The organism is Stenotrophomonas sp. 2201_Sma (assembly GCF_056486685.1).
Genome location: NZ_CM151329.1, coordinates 125,355 through 143,372, shown reverse-complemented (window position 1 = coordinate 143,372; position 18,018 = coordinate 125,355). Strand labels below are relative to the sequence as shown.

General features: G+C 63.5%; 11 protein-coding genes. 7 read left to right on the top strand and 4 right to left on the bottom strand.

Going from position 1 to position 18,018, the window contains the following annotated elements; translation table 11 throughout:
• Window positions 1–132 precede the first annotated feature (132 nt).
• The 4 genes from ACZLIF_RS00580 to ACZLIF_RS00565 all read left to right on the top strand — a co-directional run bounded on the left by ACZLIF_RS00580 (window position 133) and on the right by ACZLIF_RS00565 (window position 6,274).
• On the top strand, window positions 133–2,622 hold the full coding sequence (locus tag ACZLIF_RS00580; protein ID WP_065182089.1) for a DEAD/DEAH box helicase: 2,490 nt from the start codon (window positions 133–135) through the stop codon (window positions 2,620–2,622).
• Window positions 2,619–3,659 carry a ribonuclease H-like domain-containing protein gene (locus ACZLIF_RS00575; RefSeq protein ID WP_128987674.1) on the top strand — a complete coding sequence of 347 codons (1,041 nt, stop codon included), beginning with the start codon at window positions 2,619–2,621 and terminating at the stop codon, window positions 3,657–3,659. Before ACZLIF_RS00580 ends, ACZLIF_RS00575 begins: the two co-directional genes overlap by 4 nt.
• A 132-nt stretch (window positions 3,660–3,791) precedes the next feature.
• On the top strand, window positions 3,792–5,921 hold the full coding sequence (locus ACZLIF_RS00570) for a DUF4132 domain-containing protein (RefSeq protein WP_128987673.1): 2,130 nt from the start codon (window positions 3,792–3,794) through the stop codon (window positions 5,919–5,921).
• Window positions 5,922–5,938: 17 nt separating this feature from the next.
• The gene (locus ACZLIF_RS00565) at window positions 5,939–6,274 is read left to right on the top strand and encodes an I78 family peptidase inhibitor (RefSeq protein WP_065182092.1); all 336 of its coding nucleotides are present in this window, start codon (window positions 5,939–5,941) and stop codon (window positions 6,272–6,274) included.
• 38 nt (window positions 6,275–6,312) lie between these two features.
• On the opposite strand, the gene ACZLIF_RS00560 is transcribed toward ACZLIF_RS00565, so the two are convergent.
• Together ACZLIF_RS00560 and ACZLIF_RS00555 are read right to left on the bottom strand one after the other, a co-directional pair.
• Complete coding sequence (locus tag ACZLIF_RS00560; RefSeq protein WP_128987672.1) at window positions 6,313–8,286, bottom strand: M56 family metallopeptidase; 1,974 nt, start codon at window positions 8,284–8,286, stop codon at window positions 6,313–6,315.
• 3 nt (window positions 8,287–8,289) lie between these two features.
• A complete protein-coding gene (locus ACZLIF_RS00555; protein ID WP_053515971.1) occupies window positions 8,290–8,676 on the bottom strand; it encodes a BlaI/MecI/CopY family transcriptional regulator in 387 nt (128 codons plus the stop codon).
• Between the two features lie 142 nt (window positions 8,677–8,818).
• Here ACZLIF_RS00555 and ACZLIF_RS00550 point away from each other — a divergent pair, with 142 nt between their 5' ends.
• A complete protein-coding gene (locus ACZLIF_RS00550) occupies window positions 8,819–9,346 on the top strand; it encodes a hypothetical protein (RefSeq protein WP_241685918.1) in 528 nt (175 codons plus the stop codon).
• Window positions 9,347–10,326: 980 nt separating this feature from the next.
• Here the strand turns inward: ACZLIF_RS00550 and ACZLIF_RS00545 are convergent.
• Window positions 10,327–13,581 (bottom strand): hypothetical protein, encoded by a 3,255-nt coding sequence (locus ACZLIF_RS00545; protein ID WP_128987671.1) that lies wholly within the window; start codon window positions 13,579–13,581, stop codon window positions 10,327–10,329.
• Between the two features lie 897 nt (window positions 13,582–14,478).
• Here ACZLIF_RS00545 and ACZLIF_RS00540 point away from each other — a divergent pair.
• Window positions 14,479–14,781, top strand: a complete 303-nt coding sequence (locus ACZLIF_RS00540; RefSeq protein WP_128987670.1) for a hypothetical protein — start codon at window positions 14,479–14,481, stop codon at window positions 14,779–14,781.
• A 218-nt stretch (window positions 14,782–14,999) separates the two neighbouring features.
• Window positions 15,000–16,601, top strand: a complete 1,602-nt coding sequence (locus ACZLIF_RS00535) for a hypothetical protein (protein ID WP_128987669.1) — start codon at window positions 15,000–15,002, stop codon at window positions 16,599–16,601.
• A gap of 55 nt (window positions 16,602–16,656) precedes the next feature.
• On the opposite strand, the gene ACZLIF_RS00530 is transcribed toward ACZLIF_RS00535, so the two are convergent.
• On the bottom strand, window positions 16,657–17,748 hold the full coding sequence (locus tag ACZLIF_RS00530) for a DUF3800 domain-containing protein (RefSeq protein WP_128987668.1): 1,092 nt from the start codon (window positions 17,746–17,748) through the stop codon (window positions 16,657–16,659).
• Window positions 17,749–18,018 lie beyond the last annotated feature (270 nt).

Sequence of the window (18,018 nt, the reverse complement as noted above, 5' to 3'; positions counted from 1 at the left end):
CGGCAGGCGTTTCACTGGATTCGACGTCCGGCTGCCGCCCGCGCACTGAACGGTTCACTCCGTCCCGCTGCGGGGTCTCACATCCTGAGACCCATCTGTGGTGCCATGTGCCCCCCTGGAATCCGTGCACCCATGGCCTACGAACTCGCCAAGCGCACCGCCGACGCGGAGCAGCAACTCGCGACCCGCGACGGTCTGCCCGCCCGCGACGGTGCCCTGCTCAGCGCGCGCCTGCAGCGCCGCTACCACGACCGCATCACCGGCAGCTTTGCCATCCCCGGCCGCGAGGGCCGATATGCGCCCATTCCGGAATCGGTACCGCCGGCCCTTGCCGCCGCATTGAAGGCACGTGGCATCGAACAGCTGTACAGCCACCAGGCCGAGGCCTGGGAGGCCAGCCAGCGCGGCGAGCATGTGGCCATCGTCACCCCGACCGCCAGCGGCAAGTCGCTGTGCTACACCCTGCCGGTGGTCAGCGCGGCCATGCAGGACAACGCCAAGGCGCTGTACCTGTTCCCCACCAAGGCGCTGGCGCAGGACCAGGTGGCCGAACTGCTGGAGCTCAACCGCGCCGGCGATCTCGGGGTGAAGGCGTTCACCTTCGATGGCGACACGCCCGGGGACGCACGGCAGGCGATCCGCCTGCATGGCGACATCGTGGTATCCAATCCCGACATGCTGCACCAGGCGATCCTGCCGCATCACACCAAGTGGGCGCAGTTCTTCGAGAACCTGCGCTACATCGTCATCGACGAAGTGCATACCTACCGCGGCGTGTTCGGCAGCCATGTCACCAACGTACTGCGCCGGCTCAAGCGCATCTGTGCGTTCTATGGCGTGCAACCCCAGTTCATCCTGTGCTCGGCCACCATCGGCAATCCGCAGGCACATGCCGAGGCCCTGATCGAAGCACCGGTCACCGCCATCACCGAGTCCGGTGCGCCCAGCGGACCGAAGCAGGTGCTGCTGTGGAACCCGCCGGTCATCAACCCGGACCTGGGCCTGCGTGCATCGGCGCGTTCGCAGAGCAACCGCATCGCCCGCATCGCGATCAAGTCCGGCCTCAAGACCCTGGTGTTCGCGCAGACGCGGCTGATGGTCGAAGTGCTGACCAAGTACCTGAAGGACATCTTCGACCACGATCCGCGCAAGCCACCGCGCATACGCGCCTATCGCGGCGGTTACCTGCCCACCGAGCGTCGCGAGACCGAACGCGCCATGCGCGCGGGCAGCATCGATGGCATCGTCAGCACCTCGGCGCTGGAGCTGGGCGTGGATATCGGCAGCCTGGACGTGGTGATCCTCAACGGCTATCCGGGCAGCGTGGCCGCCACCTGGCAGCGTTTCGGCCGCGCCGGACGCCGCCAGCAGCCCGCGCTGGGCGTGATGGTGGCCAGTTCGCAGCCACTGGACCAGTACGTGGTACGCCATCCGGACTTCTTCGCCGAAGCCTCGCCCGAACATGCGCGCATCGCCCCGGACCAGCCACTGATCCTGTTCGACCACATCCGCTGCGCGGCATTCGAGCTGCCGTTCCGGGTCGGCGATGGCTTCGGCCCGATCGATCCGGAGGTGTTCCTGGAAGCCCTGGCCGAGACCGACGTGGTCCATCGCGAGGGCGAGCGCTGGGAGTGGATCGCCGACAGCTATCCGGCCAACGCGGTGAGCCTGCGCGCGGTGGCCGACGGCAACTTCGTGGTGGTCGACCGCAGCGACGGCCGCCAGCAGATCATCGCCGAGGTCGATTACTCCGCCGCCGCGCTGACCCTGTACGAGGGCGCCATCCACATGGTGCAGTCCACGCCGTACCAGGTGGAGACGCTGGACTGGGAGGGGCGCAAGGCCTACGTCACCCGCACCCACGTGGACTACTACACCGACAGCATCGACTTCACCAAGCTCAAGGTGCTGGATCGTTTCGACGGCGGCGTGGCCGGGCGCGGCGATTCGCACCACGGCGAGGTGCACGTGGTGCGCCGCGTGGCCGGCTACAAGAAGATCCGGTACTACACCCACGAGAACATCGGCTACGGCCCGGTCAACCTGCCCGACCAGGAACTGCACACCACCGCAGTGTGGTGGCAGCTCCCGCAGGCGCTGTTGCTGCGTGCGTTCGCCAGCCGGCAGGACGCGCTGGATGGCTTCCTGGGTGCCGCCTACGCGCTGCACATCGTCGCTACGGTAGCGGTGATGGCCGACGCACGCGATCTGCAGAAGTCGGTCGGCAATGGCGACGGTGCATGGTTCGCGGTCGCCGACCAGAGCGGCCGCGGCCAGCTGCGCGGCAGCGATGGCGATCCGGGCGCGGTCGAGCTGCTGCAGGTGTTCGTGCCGACCGTGTACCTGTACGACAACTTCCCGGGTGGCGTCGGCCTGAGTGAACCCCTGTGGCAGCGCCAGGCGGAGCTGGTGCAGCGCGCGCGCGAACTCGTGCAGCGCTGCGACTGCACGGCGGGCTGTCCGGCCTGCGTCGGCCCGGTACTGGCGGCGCAGGAGGAGGACGAGACCTCGCCGCGCGCACTGGCATTGCGCGTGCTGGACCTGTTCGATGCCGACGCCTGCCAGCACGTGCCCGATGCGGTGCCCGCCACCCGTGGCGCCGTGGAGCTGCTGGCACCGTGAGCCTGAGCCTGGACAAGCTGCGTCTGCTGCGGAAGCAGGCGGGCGACCCGAAGGCCGGGCCGCCGGCTGTCACGGCGGCGGCGCCCGCAGCGGTCGTCCCGGCAGCGGCCAATGATGCACGGCAGCCACCGGCCGAACGCTCGGTATTCGCCTGGGTTGAACAGGAGATCCGCCACAAGCCGACCGGCCCGGCCGCCAAGACACCCGCCCCCACCACGCCACCGTTGCGGCAGCCCCACGTCGGCAGCCTGCATCGCCTGCTGGGATTGCGCACACGCGGCAGCGCAGCGCCCCTGCACGCGACCGCACAGGACCGGCGGCTGCCGGGCGAGGAGATCTCGCCAGGCCTGTTCCTGATCGAATCCCTGCAGCCGCAGCCGGTTCCGAAGGTTCCCCTGTCGCTGGCGTTCGCCCGGCGCGAGAACGAGCACGTGGCCGCGCACGACCTGCTGTTCTTCGATACCGAGACCACCGGGCTGGCCGGCGGCACCGGTACCCGCGCCTTCATGATCGGTGCTGCCGACTGGTACACCTGCCCGCAGCGCGGCGAAGGCCTGCGCATCCGCCAGTTGCTGATATCGACGATGGCCGCCGAAGAGGCGATGCTGGCCACCTTCGCCGGCTGGCTGCAGCCCTCCACGGTGTTCTGCAGCTACAACGGCCGCAGCTACGATGCGCCCCTGCTGAAGGCGCGCTACCGGCTGGCGCGCCAGCGCGACCCGATCAGTGCCCTGGACCATGTCGACCTGCTGTATCCGACCCGCCGCCGCTATCGCGGCACCTGGGAGAACTGCAGGCTGTCCACCGTCGAGCGCCAGCTGCTGCGCGTGATCCGCGAAGACGATCTGCCGGGATCGGAGGCACCGGGCGCGTGGCTGCGGTTCCTGCGCGGCGGCGACGCGGTGAACCTGCGCCGGGTGGCCGATCACAATCACCAGGACGTGGTGACCCTGGCCCTGCTGCTGCAGCGGCTGGTCCGCGAGGAAGCACAGGAGCGCGAACTGCTCGCCCTGCAGGCGCCGCCCGGCATGGCCTGAGCCGGGTCCTGCGCGTTCGCGGACGGTGTCACTTTATGACTGAATGCGATGGGGTTGGCAGAATGATGCCCTGCCGCTGGACCCCCAGGCGGCCCCGCCGGAGACTGGCGCGGCTCACGACACGGAGGTTCCATGAGCACCCAGGTCCCGGGCCCCCAGCTGCGCTCCCTTGCTGCCCTGCTGGCCGGCACGGAGGCGTCCAGCACGCTGGCCGGATTCCATGGCGAGGACCAGGCGGCGCTGCTGGCCCGGCTGGATGACGGGCAACTGGCCAGCCTGCTGCCGATGGCCCTGGGGTGCGACGGGCTGCCGCTCACGGATAGCGCGCGCCAGTGGGCGCACCGCATTCTCGACGCCGACGCGCAGCGGCAGCCCCGTCTTACCGTTGCGATCTGCGCCGCTGCACTGCTGCGCTTGTCCCGGCGCAGCACCGGTACACGGTCGGGCGCGCTTCGTCCGGTCGACGGCGTGGCCCTGCTTGCGCGCTGCACCGAGCCCGGCCACGAGCGGCTGCAGGCGCCCGCGCTGGCATTGCTGCAGCACTGCGGCCTGCACGCCGGGGCAAGCGTCGAAGCCGGCAGCGATGCACTGTCGCTGCTGGCATTGGCGCGCTGTGCCGGTGCCGACGGCAGCGGAACGCTGGCCTCGCTGCTGGACGGCTGCAGCGCGCACCCACTGCTGCGTGATGAACTGCGCCTGGTGGCGCACTGGCCGTTGCAGGACCTTTTGCGCCATGCCCGCATCGCCGAGCTGTATCCCACCGAGGCCGACATCGATCCGGCGCCCGCCGATCTGCAGCCGCTGAGCGAACACGACACCTACCTGCAGTTCGCCGAGCACGCATTGCAGCAGGCAGCGCAGCGCCTGCAGGCGATCCACAGTGGCCAGGCGCCCTACATCGCTGACCGTGCCTTCAGCATCGCCGAAGCCGGTGTGCTCTGGCGTGCCACGCGCGCGGCACTGGAATGCGATGCGCCCTGGCTGCGGCCCTTGCTGGCGCAGGTGCTGCCACCGGTGTGCGTTGCCCCGACCGCCGCCCGGACCCTGCCGTCGCAATCGGTGGCTGTGGCGCTGGCCAAGGCGGTCACTGCGATGCCCACCCCCGAGGCCATCGCTGCGCTGGCGCTGGCGCGGTCACAGGTGCGCCATGCCGGCATCGCGCGGAAGCTGGACCGGCATCTGGCCGCCGCCGAACGCCGCCTCGCACAGCGCCCGCAACTGCTGCTGCGCCTGCCGGTCATTGCCGCCGGCAGGCGCTCACTGGCCAGCCTGGCCCGTGCCTTGGAGGCCACGTTCGTGCTGGGCGGCGAGTGGGCACTGCAGGACTGGCGCGACGCGTGCCGGCAACCGGCATTGGCCACCCTGCTGCAGGGCCTGGTCTGGCAGCTCGCCGATGCGCGCGGGCACTGGATCGATGCGATGCCGGTGGACGGCGCAGAGGCGTTCGCCGATGCGCATGGCATCGTGGTCGCGTTGCAGGGCCGCAACCGCCTGCGCCTGTGGCATCCCGCCCGCAGCCAACCCCATCTGCGCGCCGCCTGGCGCGCGCGGCTGATCGAGCAGCGCTGCCGGCAACCGCTCCGCCAGGTGTTCCGCGAACACTATCTGGACGCCCGCGGCGAACCCGCCGATACCGCTGCATTCAATGGGCTGACGCTGTCGGTGGCGACCTTGGCCGGGCTGGCCCGTCGGCAAGGCTGGCACGGCGATGACAGCGGCCAGCTGATGTTGGCCAAAGGCCCGTGGCGGATCGGCTGGCAGCTGTCGGCGCCGCTGTCGCATGGCCTTGCCGGCGAGATCCGCAGCGGCCGCGTCCAGTTCCAGCGGCAGCATCGCGACGCGTGGCAACCGGTGCAGGCGCGCGAGCTGCCCGCAGTGGTGGCGTCCGAACTGCTGCGCGAACTCGACCTGCTGGCCAGCACCTGCGCATGCGGTGGCGAGGGCATGCCACTGCCGCCGGCCCGCATGGTCCGCTTGCGCGGGCGCACCCTGGAGCACCTGCTGGCCGCTCATCCGCAGCGTGACCTGATGACCTTCCAGCGCCGCCATGTGCAGGTCGGCCACTACAGGCTGCACCTGGCCACCGCCCGCGCCAGCCTTGCCGGGCAGACGCTGGCCTTGCCGGACCTGCCGGCGCGGCCACGCCGCTGGCTGCCTTACGACGACGCCGTGCTGGCGCAGCTGCTGGGCCGCATCGAACAGCTCGCCGAACGAGCATTGACGCCCCCTGAAGCCCCGATCGATGAGACTGTCGGCTCCTGATGCGTGGAGGATCCGCGATGCGTTCCAGTCTCTGGTTGATGCTCGGTTGTACCCTGCCGCTGGCCGCCTGCAGCCATGCGGGCGGCAGTGCAGGCAGTGGCAGCAGCAGCGATCCTGCACCCCGGCCTCCGCATGTCGCAGGAAGCCCGCAGCGATGCAACCCGGAAAAGCTGGAGGGGCTGGCAGGCAGGACCGCCGACGAGGCCACGGTGAAGCAGGTGGTTCAAGCCAGTGGTGCACGCACGGCGCGGGTGGTGAAGCCCGGCATGGCGGTGACCATGGATTTCCGCGAGGACCGGGTCACCATCGAGGTCGACGCGCAGAATCGGATCGTGCGCGCCAACTGCGGTTGAGCCGCTAACGCCGGGCATGGCCCGGCGCTACCGCCGTTTCACAGCTGCTGGGCTTTGCCATTGGCCAGCGCACGGGCGATCACCTGCTGCGCCTGTCGCGAGGCCCGCTCGTGCAGGCGTGCCTGGCGTTCGCCGAGCGCGGCCTGCTGGCTGCCCAGCGCCGCCTGGCGGCTGGCCAGCGCGGCCTGCTCTCCGGCCAGCCGACCCATCTCGCTGCTCCGCCCCGACTGGCGTTCGTCATCACGAGCCTCCTGCAGGGCGCGCCGCGCTTCAGCGGCGGCCTGCCGCGCGAGCGCTGCATCGTCGACCGAGTCACGCGCGGCCCTGGCCGCTTCGGCCGCCGCTTCACGATTGATGTCATGGGCAGCCATCGCACTGCGCGCAGTGCGCATCGCATCCTGCGCGATCTGGCGTGCATGTTCGCTCTGCAACCGGCCCAGTTCGCCCTGCTGGCGGCCGAGCTCGCCCTGCTGGCGACCCAGCACGCTCTGCTGGCGTCCCAGTTCGCCCTGCTGACGGCCCAGTTCCGCCGCGCCGGCATAGGCACGTTGCAGTGACTGCACCAGCATCGGATCACGCACCACGTAGCGCTTGTCACCCTGGCGGAACCATAGTGCCGGTCCCTTGCCGAGCTGCCTGCGGGCCTGCGCCACGTCATCGATGCCGCCATTGGCGAAGGTCGAATCCCCATCCACCAGTACATAGGCCTGGCGCGGCGACTCGCCCAGATCCAACGTCCCGTAGGTGGTGATGGAGGTGCCGGTAGAGGTCATGCCGTCATGGTCCTCGTCCACGTCGGTCGCATCGTCGAAGGCCCCCACATCGGCATCATCGGGTCCGGTCACATCGTCCGGCCCGGTCGCGTCAGCCGGCGGCGCGGGGGGAACCGGCACGGCCGGCAGGCGCGCCGACGCTGCCGGCGCCGGCGGTGCCTTCGGAGCCGGCGGCGGCGACAGGGGCTTCGGCGCCGCCGGCGGTGCGGGAGGCGCCGGCGGCACCGGCGCTGCGACCAGTCGCATGGGTGCCACACCCACCAGCAGCACCACGGCGGTCAGGGCAACTGCGAGCACGCGCGGGCAGGCTTTGCGCGGCTGCAGCGAAAGCAGCCGGCGCTTGAGGCTGGTCGTGTCCGGCGCCGCACTGGCCACCCCCAGGTGCGGCTGCGGTGCAACGCCCAGCTGCAGCAGCAGACGCCCGTACGCGTGGCGACTGGCCCCATGCTGGCCCACCACCGCCTCATCCACCGCTTCTTCCCGGGCCTGGGCGTACTCACGCACCGACAGCCGCAGCAGCGGGTGGAAGAAGAACAGGTGCTGCGCCAGTGCCGGCAACAATCCCCACTGCAGGTCACGGCGCTGCAGGTGCTGCAGTTCATGGGTCAATGCCAGGTCCAGCGCGTCGCCCTGCAGTGCAGTGGCGCCGGCCGGCAGCAGCAGCACCGGGCGCAGCGGCCCGACCAGCTGCGGCGCATCGATCTGTGCGCTCATCCACAGGCGCGGCGGGCGGCGAAGTCCATGCGCGTCGGCGGCCAGGTGCAGCGCCTGCACCAGCGCCGCGTCCTCGCAGGGATACGCGGCGGCCAGCAGCGCGCGGCAACGCCGCCACTCCGCCAGGGTGCGCCAGGCCATCAGCAGCACACCGGAGGCCCACAGCGCGGCCAGTGCAAGCGCCCACCACGCTGTTGCGGGCGTCGCCACGACCTCCACCGGCATCGTGGCCAGCAGCTGCGCGGAGCCTTCCGCAGACAGCGGATAGACCACATCGGCGGCGATATCGGTAGCGGTCATCACCACCGACGGCGACGCGGGCAACCAGGGCAGCTGCACCGGCTGGCTCCACACCAGGCCGAGCACGGCCTGCAACGAAACCAGCCACCACAACCGGCAACGCGTGGCGGCCGACAGCGACGGCATCAGCCGGCACACGGCATACACCAGCGCCACCAGCAGCACGGTCTGCAGGCTGGTCCAGCCCAGCCGTTCCAGCATCGGGATCAGCATCGTGGTGTCCATGACTCAGCCCTCGTGGCGACGCGATTGGAGTTGGGCGACCAGCGCTTCCAGCTCGGCCAGCTCGTTGTCGCTGACCTGCTGGCGCTGCGAAAGATAGGCCACGAACGGCGACACCGAGCCCTGCAGAGTGTTGTCGACGAACTGGGCCACCGCACCCTGCAGCACGCTGTCAGGGCCGCGGGTGGCCTGGTAGCGGTACAGGCCTTCGTGCTGCCGGCGCTGCAGGTAACCCTTGGTGCGCAGCCGCTCCATCATCGTCAGCACGGTGGAACGGGCCAGCCCGCGCGCCTCGCCATAGCCGCTGGCGACCTCGCCGACACTGGCCGGCGCATGTTCATCGATGTACTGCAGCAGGGCCAGCTCCTGGTCCCCGATGGTTTTGCCGCGCATGACAGGCTCCCTTGACTACACGTGTCGTCACTGTCGGCGTGACGACACCTGTAGTCAACCCCCCCGGAAGTCATGGGCCGACGAACGGTAGGGGGCAAGCGCAGCGTATGCAGACGCGTAAAGATTGGCGCCTGCGCCAAACATGGCGACTTCTGCGGGAAGTTTGGCGCAGAATCGCAAGCCACGAGGGAAAGCCTCAGTTGTGGCGCCAATCTTTCCGCAAATCACCACCTTTGCCTGCCGACGGTGCGCTGCCGCCCAGCGGCGGGCGCTGGCCTCTCAATGGCTCGTTGCCACCGAGGTAAGCGCCAGGCTCGGCGCCCAGCCGTGCGGTGATGGCCACGGTGCAAGCGAGCTGCGCCGCGAAGGCAAACTCTTAGGGGTGTACGTGAAGCATCCCTACCCAAGCTACCGCTTTCCGACATGGCAGTTCAGCGTTGATGGAAAAACCGCGGAACACTTGGCAGAGATTTTGACCGTTCTGCGCAGTAGCGGTTCCTTTCAGCGCGAGCCCGAGGCGCTGCGCCGCACCAGCGGTTGGGGCGAGGTCGAGTGGTTCATGTCCCCGCATGCGCTTCTCAGCGGCGCTACCCCGGCTGCTGTGCTAACCGACGACCCAGCCAGCGTCCCGCGCGCGGCCCAAATCGAATTCAAGCTCAACGACCGCTAGGCAATTGCAATGCCGACTCCTAGGTCAGCAGCGCCCAAGAAAACACTTCCGCTGCGTTGCTCCATGTTGGGCAGCGAGTACTCATTGAGTTGGGAAGGCTGCCTTCATCGATCTTCGGATGTACTCCACCGACGCTCTGGACCACATGTCACCCCTCTGCGCAGCGTAGTGCAGCGACTGAGAGTCCCTGAGTTGCCAGGTCGGAACGGGGAAGAGCGAACTTGCGGTATCCCGGACTGATCGACAATGGGATAGAAATGCGATGTTCTTCTCTCGAAAGCTTGCATCTGACAACTCAACATCGCCAGCGTAGCGTGCATGCTCCCTATACAGAATGAAGTTGGGCAACTGCACAGCCGTTGGCCACCGAAGAATCGGCAAGGGTGCAGCTGGGAAGGAAGCTTCGTAGGGAAGGTACATCGGTCCCAGATCAAGCTGCTGGCCCGCGGCCAAGACCCAGAAGTGCGAAGGGAGCCCATCCTTACTGCCTCCGAATCCTTGGAGCGTCATCGTTGCGCCGTCACGGGACACAACCGTACAAATGAACTCTCCTCCCACCACATGCGCGACGACGCCCTCGTCTCGCAGGAGGGCGGCTATGCCGAGAGATGCATACATGCAACGCTTATAAAAGTCGTCCGGGAAGAATTCGCGAAGGGATATATCTACGATGGCCAGCGCTTGGCCGATTGGGTCTTTTGCAGTCATGGATGTCGGACCTAGCTTAGTTGGTGAGAGTCCTGCCCTCCCTCCAATTAGTGTCGAGGGCAGGCTCGCTGTAAATACTGGCGCCTACGTCATCCCGATTGAGGAGTCAGCTACGTGAGTCCGTCAGAACAAGCTAGACAACTCCCAACTGACGGCGGCATGATGGCCACGAGCGATTGGATCAATTCTGTCAGCACGGGTCGCACGCACCGCAACGCTAGACCCACCGCCATCGCTTTCAAATTGCACACGCACTAGCCGCCTGAACTCGCCTACTTTTGAAGCCGTTGCATGAAAGGTGCTTCAGTCATACCCGCCGGTAGTACAGGGTCGGTGATTCCACCCATGGCTGTAACCAAAGGCGAGGAAGGATCCACTTCCCACGCTGGAACAAACTGCAAGGACGAAATTCTGATGCCCAGATCAAAGTTCTCGCGCGCAAGTGCTAACCCGGAGGAAGCCCCTTTAAAATCAGCTGGCATCAGGATGACAAATCCCGATCGTCTAAAGTGCTCCTGCAGGGTGTCTAGGTTTCGACTGGATGATGGCGTCATGTCATGCATTCGATAGGCCAAAGCGCAAAAGCGCTTGTCGGACATGGCGGCTTTCATATATGACTCACTGATCCCAACCACCACACGGTAGGCCAGCGGATTGCTGCGCCGGATTCCGGTAATGATCGTCACGCTGAGCCAGCCATCCTGATTTGCTGCACCAATCTTCTTGAGCCACCCACGGAAGATCTTCTTGCCTGACTCGAAGTCCTCGAAAGCCAAGGCCATCATTGGCGGCACTATTTCTCCGGGTGCCTGTGGCAATGCTACAGCTGTCCCTTTCCACTTCGCCTTGTCCCACAGGGGCAGTACGATCGGAGACAGGACTCTCAGATCGCGATGCCGAATAGCATCGGCTCCAAAGAGATGCTCGGGACGCAACCTATCGCCGGACGCCTCCTCGTCGTGGGATACATCGGCACCTGCCACAGCGGCAACGGAACTTGGCACCCATGCCTCCTTTCGAGCAAGTGGGAAGTCAGACAAGCCTTCGTCTTTCAACCAATCGTTCGCCCGCCCAGGCGGAGGATCTCCGAGGATGTTTGTGAGTGAAATGATAGATCGTGCCGCGTAGTGCGCGCGATCCTGAGCGCGGAACTTTGCAAACATCTCTTCAAACTGCTGCGCCTCCGCATTGAGTTGCAGCTCATAGGTAACGCGCGTGAAGAGATCGAACATCGGCTTTTCAAAGCCATCACCGACCAGATCTGCCACTGCCAAGACTGGGTGGGTGATGATGAGCGTCGTTTCGCCGCAATCGTCCTCAACATGACGATGCGAGAACGGTGCCTTCGCACTCTCTGACTGTCGAATCTCGATAAGCAGTCGCTCTCGTGGAGAAATAAGCGTTATCCCGCGAGCCGCACTGGAGTAGAAGGCCTCAAGGAAGCCCATGATGCTCTCTCCAAGCAATGCCGATGTAGTCCCGCCCCGGACCAGAATCTCGATTCGACAACCCAGTATGAAGGAAACCAAAGTGGTAGTACGGAAATGCCATAGCGGCTTTTCGGGAAGATCGAGGCCGGCCGGAGACGCTAGCCACTGGCTGAAGTACTGGTCCAAATCGTCATCACCGGAGCCGTACTCTTCCCGTATCTTGCTCTCGTAGCCAAGCATGAAAAGTCCGGCAGCACGCGACATCTCCAAACCCAGGTCGGACAAGAGGTCCGGTAGTCGCGTCAATGCCACCCAGTCTTCATGAGCAGTACGAAGAACAAGTATCCCCAAGATTTGATCGATTGCATGCAGCTCTTCATCAAGCCGCTTGACCTCTGCCTCATTCAAACTCAATGCGGTTCGGATGGGCCCAAACCACTTCACCCATGCAAGCACGTAGGGCACGCGACCAAGCTGGATCTCAGTCCACGCTAGCTTCTTGAGAAGAGGTAGCGCACGTCCATCAACAGATCCTTCCTTGAACCATGAGTATAGGGATCGGTCGAGCGCACCCACAAAATTACCTCTGGCTGCATAGAACAGCCCCGAAGACTCGTACGCCAGCCCTGTTCCAGCCAGCGCAGTTATGAACTGATCACGGCAGTCGTCTTGTGCCAGGAGTACCTGCGCTCGGGCCAAGTCATCAATCGCGTCGTACGACTTCTTTCGCTCAAGCTTCTGCAGTCCGCGCTGCAACTGCAGCTCGCCAGCGGCACGATCGCCATTTCTCTCGCGCTCGATTTCAATGACGCCGTCCAAGAGATCATCGTACCCGGGCGCATCACCGATGAACTGGGATAGCTCCCGCACGATGCGAATGATCGGCTCAATGGGAAATTCGACCAGCCGACGTACCTGGCCAAGGATTTCATGCATTGCGGCCAGGGTGGCCTGCAGGTTTCCTTTTCCGCGCCTGGTCTCAGCGAGATCCATGAGGAGCAGCTGCATACGCGCCCAGAGCGAACTTGTTGTCTTTGATGTGTCGTCCGCATGTCGCTGGAGTGCGGCACGCAATGCGGCTGTACGCGCCTCGTCAGGTTCTTCTGTTATCTGAAGCGCCGTCCACAGATTGACGAGATCATCAAGGTGCCATACCCACTCGGAGGACAGAGCTTCGGATTCAAGCAGGGCATAGATTCGTGTGGCTTCATCCAAGTCATCGAACCACCACAACGCGCTCCAAGCTTTCATGTACAGAATGCGCTGGCGCTGGCTACCTCCGACCTTCTCCGCGAGACGCTGTGCACGGTCGAAGCGGCCATCGATTTCATGTCGCGGCCTCTCAAGGCCCTGTGCAAGCACAGCAGAGCGCAAACTCTCTTCAACCAGCTCGAAAGTGACTGAAGATGCAGCCGCTGCCTGAATCTTGGCATCCAGTGCCTCCAGATCGCGCAGCCTTCCAGCATCGTGAGGGCCAGGCGTAGAGACAGCCTTGTGCGCAAACTCGAACTGGAGGGCTTCGGCTACGATGTCCCACCGTCGATTTCGGACAACTCTCTCTACAATCCAGCTTCTGTCGAGGATTCGCACCTGGACGCCATGTTCAGCTGTCAGGGCATCTTCTACTGCGGCACGATCCTTGTCCTTAATGGCCTGATTGGAGATGAAGTAGATCAGCGAGTACGGCCGGCCGGTCGACGCAATCTTGGCAACGTCGGAGAGGACTTTTGGCTTCCATTTGGCCTTGGCGCTCACTGCGAAGCCCCAGCGTTCTTCGGCAGCGGTTGGTGCCCCCTCGAACCAGAGCGTCGCAATCGACGGAGCTACGGGATACGTCTCCGTATCGACCTTGCTATCGCCACCGCCGGTAGGCCCAGTCTGCGGTATGAGATTGGGGCATAGCTCCTTCTCAGCGAGCAACCGCGCGAAGTTCTCAAACGCGGTTTCTTCCTTACGGCTGGTGAGGGTTTGCAGATGGTACTCAAACTGGCGCCGGTCCATTTCGCCAACATCGGCATGCAGCGTGTCCGAATATAGCTCCGGACGTCGAGCACGCATGAAATTCCTGTAGCTCACCTTGGCAATTCCGTTGTCCATAAATTTCCTTAGGGTCTACGCCTTGCACGCAAAGAAGCATGGCTCGCCGAGTTCACAAAGCCAATTAGCATTCGAGCTATGAATGGTATCGAGACAGCGGCAGTGTTCTCCGCTAGCTACCTGACATCCTATTGCTTACTTTCGATCATCCATTGAGCACATTCTAGTTGCCGCTGCCATAGCCGCCCCTCCGAGGCACTCAGGTCGTACTTTCAGAGCGTCCTAACCGGCTGCCAACCCCTGCCTGGGTGGCCGGAGCGCGCTCATCGCCCCCTCTCCGACATAACAGGCTTTTGGCACACCGGCCGGTCGCATTCAGTATTAGCTCTTCTCGGCTTGGATGAGTCGCAGGAGTACCCCAACCGTCTCTGGCAACCGGCGTCGGCAGGGGTAGTAAAGACGAAGCAATGGTCCCATAGACGTCCATTCTGGCAGCACCCGTTGAAGTCGACCCTCTGCCAGTGCGCGGCGACCCTATTCTCCAGTCAGTACGCAATGCCTCCGCCGCTCTCTGCCAGTTCGACGGCCAAAATTGTCTCGTTGAGAATTGCTGCCCAGTCCACCGAGACCACTTCTGGCCGATCACCGGATTCAAGCTACCAGTGATAGATCTGCTTGTTCCCCCATCCGGATACCCAGGCATCGGTGGTTCGCGAGGTCTGCGGGGCTCTCCAGAGGAGCGCTTTCCTTCAGATAGCTTGGGGTGGCGACCATGATCCAACTGAGCTCCTGGCCCAGAGGGATAGGGATCATGGCGGAATTACGCTACTGCGCATCCGCTTGGGTAGATCCAGGCCTTGTGCTGTTGCTTTTTGAGGTTATTTCGGCGCGCCCCCTTGAACATGGGATGAACGCTGTTATATAGATGAGTATCACCACACGGAAGAGGAGCTTTGAATGCCCGAGATCAAGAAGAGCGATCTGAACTACAACGACTACAGCTGGACCGCTGTGACGGGTGACGATCCCAAGAAGACGAAAGAGGATGCTGATCGGTTCAGCCGCAAGGAGGGCTACGAAGTGCTCACTTTGCTGAACTCCCTCACGGGCAAGAACAATGCTGATCTCTCGGTTCGCGTCCGCCAAGTTTGCGAGTGGATGATTCATGAGAAGTTGCCCTCCGACATTCAGGGCCGCTCCAAGGTGAAGACTTGGATTGGGCAGAACTATCCCGAGCTCTCTCCCAAGTATCCGCACTGACATCGATGGGCCCTGCGAAGCGGGGCACGAGAGAGCGGCGCAAGGAATGATTCAAGTCCGCTGAGGCTGAGGCTTGGGGGCGCTCGATGCTAAAATTTATTGCCTCGATGTTTGGAAACGAACATCGGTTTTTTTCCCTCTGACGCCATGCACTGAGCTGCACACCAATTGCACCAGCGTGCGATTCCAACGGCCCACGCAAGGATGCAGTAGCACCGATGACAGCTTCCTCCTCCATTGACACCACCGGCCTGCTCACCATATTGGGCGTCATCGCCGCCGTTTGGGCGCTCATCTCTCCCACCAGTCGGCTCCAGCTTCGTTTCTGCACGACTTGGGCGGACTGGGCGGTGGGCGGATCGGTATTTGTTCTGGTCCACTATCTGGTGTTCGCTCCGGCCTTGGAGCAACTTGGCCTTTACTACAGCTTGGGGCCTTGGAAATGGGGGCTAAACAGTTCCAGCGCGGTGTATCTGCTGCTGCTTTCGGTTGCACTCTATTTCTTTTGGCGAACACGCTTTCCGAAACTAGCCCGAGGCCGCGTCCATGTCTTTCGCGAGTTGATCGAAAACCTGCACCTCACCAGACGCTACGACGAACTGGTGCTGCTGGTCGAACCGCAACTGCCGACACTCATTTCCCTGACCCGGCAACAGTCCTGGCTGGTTGGCTGGATCGAAGGCCGAGTCAATTCAAAGGACGAACTGGCCGCACTCCTGCGCGGGCAAGCGCCCAAGCCCACTTCGTTCTGGCGCAAGCAATGGCTTCGCTTGCTGCACGGATTGAAGGCCAGATGTGCAAAGGGTGACAAGGCCAGCTTGGAGGCCCGGGAGATCCTGTTGAACCTCGTCACCTCGCCTGAGTTAACCGTCCACCTGGCGCAAGCTCACCCACATTTCTGCCTCAAGTTGCTGGAAGCGGACGAAGCCATACAATCGGACTTCATTGCGCATTACATCGACGCGCTGCTGGAATCCACGGGAAGCCGGCTCTACGTCGAGCTGAGGAACAATCAGAACCTCAATGGCGGAAGCCGCCTAAGCCTGCCGCCAACCAATCGGCTGCTTCGCTTCTTCTTTGCCGATGCAGCCACGGCGGTGAAGAACGGCCTGGAGGCTGCCGTCGGCGAGTCTGTGTGCCGTCGATTGGACGAAGACAAGCACCTGGTCAACCAGCTCAACGAGCCGTTTGGCTCCTACCAGGAGGTGGGGCGGCTCCAGTGCCCGATCAATTCAGGCATCACACTCTTTGAGATCATGGTGCATGAAGGCATCCACCAAGGGCTGCAAGACCATATGTGGCTGCACTACTTTGGGCACTTCGCCAAAAGGATCCTCAAGCAGATGTCTGGCGCGCCCGACGAAGAGGTCTATCAGGAGTGGCCAACGCCCTTCCACTACCTTCTCGCCCGGCTTGTCGGCGTCGCTGCGGATTGGTCTGAACAGTGTGCACGCGTGGATGATTCCGAAGTGCCCAAGGAAACCCGTTGTGCTGATCATTTCGATCGCCACTACATCTCCAAGGAAGCTACCAAGGTACTGGGGACAATGCTGCAAGACATCATTCCGAGTGAGAAGCTGTCAGCGTCATTCAAATCGGATCTGCTGGAAATCGTCATTCGCAGCTATGTAAGGCTCCAGAGCAATCTGAAAACGGCAGATGTTGCCGCGTCATTCCTGAACGCCGTGATCGTCGGTTCGGATATGAAGACGGAAGCAGTCTACCGACAGGAGCTTAGGAATTTGTTCCGAGGTTTGGACCATATTCTGAGTGGCAAGGCATCTGCCTTCGAGACAGCGCTGGACGCCTCACTGACTTGATCTCCGTTACGTTCAGAAAGAGGCGTCATGGCAGACGACACCACGGCTGTAGCACTCATTCTGCATGTCGGACGTTAGCCGTTGCGACGACTTGATTGAGGCCATAGCCACTTCGCTCATCGCCCTCGCCGATGAGTCGCATGATGGCCTCGCGCAGTTCACTCGACACGGGTGTGCCTGCGTCCGTGTCTCGAAAGTAGCGCATCACGGTGCCGGCAACGATGTCGGCCAGTTGAACGCCGATGGCCTCGTGTGACTGCGCAAATTCGATGCTAGCCTCTTCCTCGAACCGGTAGTCGGATTGTGGGGTATAAGGCAGATCCACGGAGACGCTCAGGTTTTCGGCGGTCATTTTGCCTTGGCGCAGAATGTTCTCCACTTCCAATTGCTGGTCGTGCACCAAGCGGATGCCGGCCAAGCGCTTGCCATAGTAGCGATTCATCCGGGCGTAGATGCTCGTGAATGACGTCAGGTTTGGCAGCATCCAGACTTGCTTTCCATGCTTATTGAGATCGGGAGGCGGAAGAAACTGCGACCAGGCCTCGCCTCCTTTCTCGCGCTGCTCGGCGTACTCGCCCTCCACTTCCTGCACCATGTGGGCAACGCCCTGCGCGATTTGTGCGGCCGATCCGGTAAAGCCCCGATCTGTGGCCATGTCGCGCAGCATTGCGAATGAGGCGCGCAGAGTCGCGTCCCCCGGCGCCAGGCACGACGCGACAAATGTATCGAGGACGCGCTCGGAGGCGTGAAAGAACAGGAAGTCCGCCACCGTGTTCCTGATGAAGTGAAATTGCACTGACTCGGGATAGCCAAGACACGGCGGCAAGAGCTGGAACGAGGTGATGCTGGTACAGATAAGGAAGCGCTTATCGACCACCTCGATGAAAAGTGGGGCGCGTTGGTCGAGCAAGGCATGGATGACTTCGGCCGAAAACCTTGGCTTGGCGGTCAGCGACTTGGACTTCAGTTCGCCTGCAGGAACTCGGTGGCGGCTTCGGATCTCATTGATGCGGTTTTCCCAGTCATGACCGTCTTCAAGACCAATGCCGGCCAAGGCAAAGTAGGGCTGGCCCTTGAAGTCGTAAGCGCTACCGCTGTTGATCATGTCCCCACTGTGGCCGCTTTCATCAATATAGACGGTGGTCATGTCTCGATGCTGCCCCTGAGATGATTCATGTTCGGATGTATAGCGTATTTTGAATGCGCACCCGACCCAGCGCTATGGATCGGGTGCGCTCACGCTGGGCACGCCTCGCTCAATATCTGCGGTGCCCCTACTCTTGGGACAGGTCGCTTTGGAAGTCTTCCGGCGACTGGCTCTTCATTGGGAGGACGCGGATCTTTTGCCCGAGAGCCCAAACGGTGACGCCGACGAGGTTGAACTATGGAGAACCCCTCCTGCGCCGCTTGCTGGCCA